The organism is Streptomyces sp. NPDC055078, assembly GCF_053607985.1.
This window is the reverse complement of record NZ_JBSGUP010000481.1, coordinates 1-6,277: the sequence shown is the minus strand read 5'-3', so window position 1 is coordinate 6,277 and position 6,277 is coordinate 1. Positions and strand designations below refer to the sequence as shown.

At 69.4% G+C, this 6,277-nt stretch carries 5 protein-coding genes; all 5 read right to left on the bottom strand.

Annotated elements, in window-relative coordinates:
- Positions 1–101: 101 nt before the first annotated feature.
- The 5 genes from ACWF94_RS29830 to ACWF94_RS29810 all read right to left on the bottom strand — a co-directional run bounded on the left by ACWF94_RS29830 (position 102) and on the right by ACWF94_RS29810 (position 6,060).
- On the bottom strand, positions 102–1,505 hold the full coding sequence (locus tag ACWF94_RS29830) for an MFS transporter (RefSeq protein ID WP_453495277.1): 1,404 nt from the start codon (positions 1,503–1,505) through the stop codon (positions 102–104).
- 426 nt (positions 1,506–1,931) lie between these two features.
- Positions 1,932–2,414, bottom strand: a complete 483-nt coding sequence (locus tag ACWF94_RS29825; protein ID WP_453495274.1) for a MarR family winged helix-turn-helix transcriptional regulator — start codon at positions 2,412–2,414, stop codon at positions 1,932–1,934.
- 143 nt (positions 2,415–2,557) lie between these two features.
- On the bottom strand, positions 2,558–4,249 hold the full coding sequence (locus ACWF94_RS29820) for a flavin monoamine oxidase family protein (RefSeq protein ID WP_453495271.1): 1,692 nt from the start codon (positions 4,247–4,249) through the stop codon (positions 2,558–2,560).
- Positions 4,250–4,514: 265 nt separating this feature from the next.
- Positions 4,515–4,970 (bottom strand): Lrp/AsnC family transcriptional regulator, encoded by a 456-nt coding sequence (locus ACWF94_RS29815; RefSeq protein ID WP_453495268.1) that lies wholly within the window; start codon positions 4,968–4,970, stop codon positions 4,515–4,517.
- Positions 4,971–5,187: 217 nt separating this feature from the next.
- Positions 5,188–6,060 (bottom strand): RNA polymerase sigma factor SigF, encoded by an 873-nt coding sequence (locus tag ACWF94_RS29810; protein ID WP_453495265.1) that lies wholly within the window; start codon positions 6,058–6,060, stop codon positions 5,188–5,190.
- Between the last annotated feature and the right edge of the window lie 217 nt (positions 6,061–6,277).

The following is a 6,277-nucleotide window of genomic DNA, read 5'->3' as shown; positions in this document are numbered from 1 at the left end:
GGGATCTCCCCGGCCGGTCCGGCCCTGTCCTACTGCCGCTCGGCGTCAGTGTCGGTTTCAGTCAGTCAGCCAGTCAGTCAGCCAGCCAGTCAGTCAGTGAGTCAGTGGAAGGTGGGAGCGGGAACGTCGGGCCGCTCGGTGCCCGTGTCCGCGTCTCCCCCGGCGTCGGTCCGCCCCCGGAGCAGGAACAGGGCGGCGGCGAAGGCGGCGACCAGGATGCCGGTGCCGACGGTGAAGGCGAGCGTGTAGCCGCGGGTCAGCGCCTCCGCGGTGGAGTCGCCCCGGTCCAGTCCTGACTCGGTGCGGGAGGCCGCCAGGGTGGTGAGGACCGCCACGCCGATCGCACCGCCGAGCTGCTGGGTGGTGTTGAACAGCCCGGACGCCAGGCCCGCGTCCTCGGCGGCGACCCCGTTCATGCCCAGGGACGTCAGCGCCGGGAGCGCCAGACCGAAACCGGCCGCGAGGATCATCACCGGCAGCAGGTCCGTCAGGTAGTTCGCGCCGGTCGCCGGGAGCCGGGTCAGCAGACCGAGCACCCCGACCAGGAGGACCAGTCCGGTCAGCAGGACGGCGCGCTCACCGAAGCGGCCGATCAGCCGGGCGGAGACCCCGAGGGCGGTGACCCCGATGATCACGGCGGCGGGGAGCATCGCGAGACCCGTCTCCAGCGCCCCGTAGCCGAGGACCTTCTGGAGGTAGAGGGCGACCAGGATCTGGAAGGCGAAGAGTGCCGCGACCATCAGGATCTGGACCAGGTTGGCGCCCACCAGGCTGCGGGAGCGGAGCAGCCGCGGGGTGATCAGCGGGGTACGGGCCCTGGCCTGGCGGACGGCGAAGGCGGCGAGCAGGGCGGCGGCGACGGCACCGAGACCGAGGGTGTGGGTGGCGACCCAGCCGTAGTGCTCCGCCTTGACGATGGTGTAGATGCCGAGCGTCAGACCCACGGTGACCAGGGACGCGCCGATGATGTCGGCACCGGCCCGCAGGCCCAGACCCCGGTCGTTGGGCAGCAGTGGCAGGGCGAGGGCGAGTACGGCGATACCGATCGGCAGGTTGATGGTGAAGATCCAGCGCCAGTCGAGGGCGTCGGTGAGCACTCCGCCGAGGACCTGGCCGATGGAGGCGCCCGCGGCGCCGGTGAAGGCGAAGACGGCGATCGCCTTGGCGCGTTCGCGCGGCTCGGTGAACAGCGTGATCAGAATGCCCAGGCCGACGGCGGAGGCCATGGCACTGCCGACACCCTGTAGGAAGCGGGAGGCGATCAGGACGGCCGGGGAGGTGGCGACCCCGGCGAGGAGTGAGGCCGCGGCGAAGACCCCGATGCCTGACAGGAACATCTTCTTGCGGCCGATGAGGTCGCCGAGCCGGCCGGCGAGGAGGAGCAGCGCGCCGAAGGGGATCAGATAGGCGTTGACCACCCAGCTGAGCCCTGCCGGGGTGAACCCGAGGTCGCTCTGCATGGCGGGCATCGCCACGGTGACGATGCTGCCGTCGAGGATCAGCATCAGGGTGCCGACGGCGACGACCGCGAGGGCGGCCCAGCGGGACCGGACCACGGGCGCGGCGGCCGAGGGCTCAGATGACGCGGCGGCGGTCCCCGGCCGCCCCTTCGGGTTCTTCGAGTCCTTCGGGTTCTGCGGTTCCTTCACGCCGTTGCGGGCGGTGCCCCTGCCCGTGATGACCGCGGCGGCTCCCGCCGTCCGCGCGCCGGCCTTGACGGCCGTCCTGGTGGCGGTCCGCGCGGCGCCGGGGGTACCGGTGCTGCTTTCGGGGTCGGGTGCCGGCGTGGGCTCGGCCGAGATCAGCGACATTGGATGTTCTCCCGTCATCGGTGGCGACGAGAAGAACCGTAGCAGATAGTTCCGTTGCAGACTATCTATCTCGGTCGCTTTTTCTGTTGTACTGCCGCCCCGTCCGGCCGGACCCCCGTCTCAGCGCTGCCGCGGCCGGCGCGTGGAAGAGCTTTCGTCAGCGGTCGACAAAGGCCCCTCGACCAGCTGCTTCAGCACCTTCACCAAGGCGGCGCCATCCGCATCCGACAGGGTCCCCAGCACCCGCCGGTGCACGTCGTCGACGATTTTCTCGCTCCGCTCCAACAGCTCCTCGCCCTTCGCGGTCACCGCGATGATCCGCGCCCGGCGATCCTTGGTGGACTGCCGCCGCTCCGCGAGCCCGGCCTTCTCCAGAGCGTCGACAGTGACCACCATCGTGGTCTTGTCGATGTCCCCGATCTCGGCCAGTTGTGCCTGGGTGCGCTCCGCGTCCACCGCGTGCACCAGGACACAGTGCATCCGCGCGGTCAGCCCGATTTCCGCGAGCGCCGTCGCCATCTGGGTGCGGAGAACATGACTGCTGTGGTCGAGGAGGTAGGTGATGTCCGGCTGCTTCCGCTTCTGCTTCGTCATGGCAGTCATGCGTCCAGGTTAGCAATCCCGGTCGCTTGCGGATTATCCGCAAGCGGACTATTCCCCTGAGGGCGGACAGCGCCCGGGGGCGCCCCCGGCCGACCGTGGCGGCGGCCGTATCCGGGGCGTACCGGCATCGGCCCCTGAGGGCGTCAGTCCTCCGGCAGCTCCACCGGGGCGATCTCCTCGTATCTGTCACCCGGACCGGGGTTGGCCGGGTCGGTCGTACCGCCGAGATGGGTCATCACACCCCATACGGCGTTCAGCGCGGTCTGTACGGCGCCCTCCGCCCAGCCGGCCGTCCAGGAGATGTCGTCGCCCGCCAGGAAGATGCCGCGCTTGTCCTCGGGCAGGGTGTCCTGCATGAAGTGGGTGAACAGCCGCCGCTGGTAGCGGTAGTGACCGGGCAGATTCGCCTTGAACGCGCCCATGAAGTACGGCTCGTTCTCCCAGGAGACGGTGACCGGATTGCCGATGATGTGCCGGCGGATGTCGACCTTCGGATAGATCTCGCCGAGCGACTTCAGCATGACCTCCATCCGCTCGTTCGCCGACAGCGGCAGCCATTTGAGGCTGTCGTCGCACCAGGTGTACGACAGACAGATCACGGCCGGTCTACCGGGCCCGTTGTCCAGCAGATAGGTGCCGCGGGTCATCCGGTCGGTCAGGGTCATCGACATGGCGTCGCGCCCGGTCGTCTCGTCCTTGTCCAGCCAGAACGGCCGGTCCACCGGGACGAAGAGCTTGGACGACTCCATGTAGTGAGTGCGCTCGATCGCCGTCCAGTGGTCGATGGGGAAGAGCGAGTCAGCACAGTCGATCTTGGAGAGCAGCATCCAGGACTGCGCGGTGAAGACGGCGGCCGGGTAGGTGCGGATGTCGCCGGACGCGTCGGTGACGGTGATCCGGTTGCCGGCGGTCCGGTTGAGCCGGGTGACGGCGGGCCGCGGCTCGCCGCCGTGCAGCGACGCGAGCGAGGTCCCCGGCGCCCAGTGGGTGATCTTGACCGGCTCGCGCTCCCACAGCCGCAGCGGCAACTGCTGGCTGCCCTCCACGATGCCCCGGTGGTGGTCGTCGGCCTCGGCGTAGACGACCCGCAGAATCTCCAGGATCGAGTTGGGGAAGTCGGTGTCCCAGCCGCCCGTACCGAACCCCACCTGGCCGAAGATCTCACGGTGCCGGAAGGACGCGAAGGACTCCGAGTCGCACAGGAACCCGTAGAAGGTCTGGTTGTCCAGCCTGTCCACCAGCCTCGCCCAGATCTCGCGGATACGCGGCACATCGCGCTCGCGCATGGCCCGGTTCATCTCGGTGAAGTCCGCGCCGTCCTCCAGACACGCGTTCCAGGCGTCCATCACATCGCGGTAGATCTGCGGCAGATCGGCGATCGTCTCGGCGTAGTGGGACTCCCCCTTGAGGTCGACCACGGTCGACGGGGTGCCGGGGGCCAGCGGGTTCGGGAAGGGCGCCGTCGTCAGCCCCACCAGATCGATGTAGTGCCGCAGCGCGGTGGACGACGGCGGGAACCGCATCGCACCCAGTTCGGCGCGCAGCCCGGTGTCGGGGCCCTCGAAGCCGACGGTACGCAGCCGTCCGCCGATCCGGTCCGCCTCGTAGACGACCGGCCTGAGGCCCATCTTCATGAGTTCGTACGCGGCGACCAGGCCGGAGAGCCCGCCGCCGATCACCGCGACCTCCGTACCGTGCCCGGTCGCGGGGATCTGCCCGAGGCCCGCCGGGTGGGCGAGGAAGTCGTCGTACGCGTACGGGAAATCCGGACCGAACATGGTGATCGGCGGCTGCGCGTCGGTGTGCTGGACGGCGGTGGGCACCGTGGACGTCATGGGGGCGCGGACTCCTTGCGAACGGGGTGGAAGGTGTCCTGGACGAGCAAGACGTTTAAAACCGTACGGTCTGCGTCCGTATCCGGACAAGGCGTGACCATTGCGCACTGCTGAGCGATCCATTGCGTGATCACGCATATACCCGGCGATTCATTGCGCCATCGGCGGAGGATGTGTCGAAGGTAGCCGGCGGCCCGGTGAAGGACCGCCTACGGGCGGGGTCCGGTGACCGGCGGCCGGGTCGCCGCCGCCCGGTCCGGCGGGGTCAGCCGGGTGCGCCGGATGAGAAGCGGCGCAGCAGCGGTGAGAGCACCAGGACCGACTTGGTGCGCTCGACGAAGGGCTCGCCCGCGATCCGCTCCAGCACCCGTTCGAAGTGGCGCATGTCGGAGGCGAAGACCTGGACGATCGCATCGGCGTCGCCGGTGACGGTGGACGCGGACACGACCTCCGGGTACCGCTTGAGCCCGCGCTCGATGGCCTCGGGCGAGGTGTTGCTGCGGCAGTACAGCTCGATGAACCCCTCGGTCTCCCAGCCGAGCGCGGCCGGATCGACTCGTACAGTGAAGCCGGTGATGGCTCCTGCCGCGCGCAGCCGGTCGACCCGACGCTTCACGGCGGGAGCCGACAGCCCCACGATCGCGCCGATGTCGGCGAAGGAGCGGCGGGCGTCCTCGGCGAGAGCGTGGACGATGCGTTCGTCGAGATCGTTGAGTCGCACGGCGGATGGTTCTTCTCTGTGGCCGGTCGGGGGCGGCGGGCGTCGCCGTCACCGCAGTAGATCATGTCCGGCGGCACCGGCCCGACCGGCCACGACACGGCGTCCATCGCCGCTTCGCCCCGGCCCCGCCCGTAGCGGAAGCGGGCGACGGCGGAAGGGGGCAGGAGTGCGATCCGGGCGGTACACAACCCTCGGTCACGGCCGACGCCGCCGCCGCTCACTCCACCGCGAGCAGCCCCTCACGCAGCCGTGTCGTGATCCGTGTCAGCAGCCGGGACACATGCATCTGCGACACACCCAGCTCCGCGCCGATCTCCGACTGGGTCAGCTCGTCGCCGAAGCGCATCTTAAGGATTCGCCGGTCCCGGTCGTCGAGTTCCTCGATGAGCGGCTTGAGCGCCTGGACGTTCTCGGCGATCTCCAGATCCGCGTCCGGTGCGCCCAGCCGGTCGGAGAGCGGGCTCGCGGCATGGTCGGACGAGTCGTCCATGGGGATGTCGATCGAACCGGCCGTATAGCCGTTGCTGGCGACGACCCCCTCGATGACCTCCTGCTCGTCGATCCCCAGGTGCCCGGCGAGTTCGGTGGTGGTCGGCGCCCGGTCCAGCTCCTGGGAGAGCGCGTCGGTCGCCTTCGCGAGGTCGATCCGCAGTTCCTGGAGCCTGCGCGGCACATGGACCGCCCAGCTCGTGTCGCGGAAGAACCGCTTGATCTCCCCGACGATGTACGGGACGGCGAAGGTCGCGAACTCCACCTCGCGGCTCAGCTCGAACCGGTCGATCGCCTTGATCAGGCCGATGGTACCGACCTGGATGATGTCCTCCATCTGCTCGGCCCGGTTGCGGAAGCGACCGGCCGCGTACTTCACCAGTGCGAGGTTCAGCTCGATGAGCGTGTTGCGCACATACTGGTGGTCGCGGGTGCCCTCCTCCAGCGTGGCCAGCCGGACGAAGAAGACCTTCGAGATCTCGCGTGCGTCCCTGGGGGCGACCGCACCCGGATCTGCCACCTCCGGAAGGTCCAGCTCAGTACTCGGGCACCGCGTGCCAGGCTGTGTGAGTGCGGTCGTGACCGTGCTCGCCGTGGACACTTGGTCCTCCCCTGCTCGTGGTCAATGCACGGCACGCCTACCCCGGCTCATTCCTTCCATGCCCCTGGGAAAAGGGAGTTGACCCGAGAACGCGTCCGGCCCCGGATTCGCCGGGGCCGCACGAAACCGCGCGGCCGGTGCCGGCGGGTGCCGGTCAGCGCATGGCCCGTTGCCGGTCCGCGCCCAGGTCGGAACCGGTCTGCGCCCAGGTCAGAAC

What these genes read in the sequence shown, in the direction of transcription:
- ACWF94_RS29830 (WP_453495277.1), bottom strand. Translation starts at nt 1,505, where the DNA reads ATGCTGATCCTCGACGGCAGCATCGTCACCGTGGCGATGCCCGCCATG.
- ACWF94_RS29825 (WP_453495274.1), bottom strand. Translation starts at nt 2,414, where the DNA reads ATGACTGCCATGACGAAGCAGAAGCGGAAGCAGCCGGACATCACCTAC.
- ACWF94_RS29820 (WP_453495271.1), bottom strand. Translation starts at nt 4,249, where the DNA reads ATGACGTCCACGGTGCCCACCGCCGTCCAGCACACCGACGCGCAGCCG.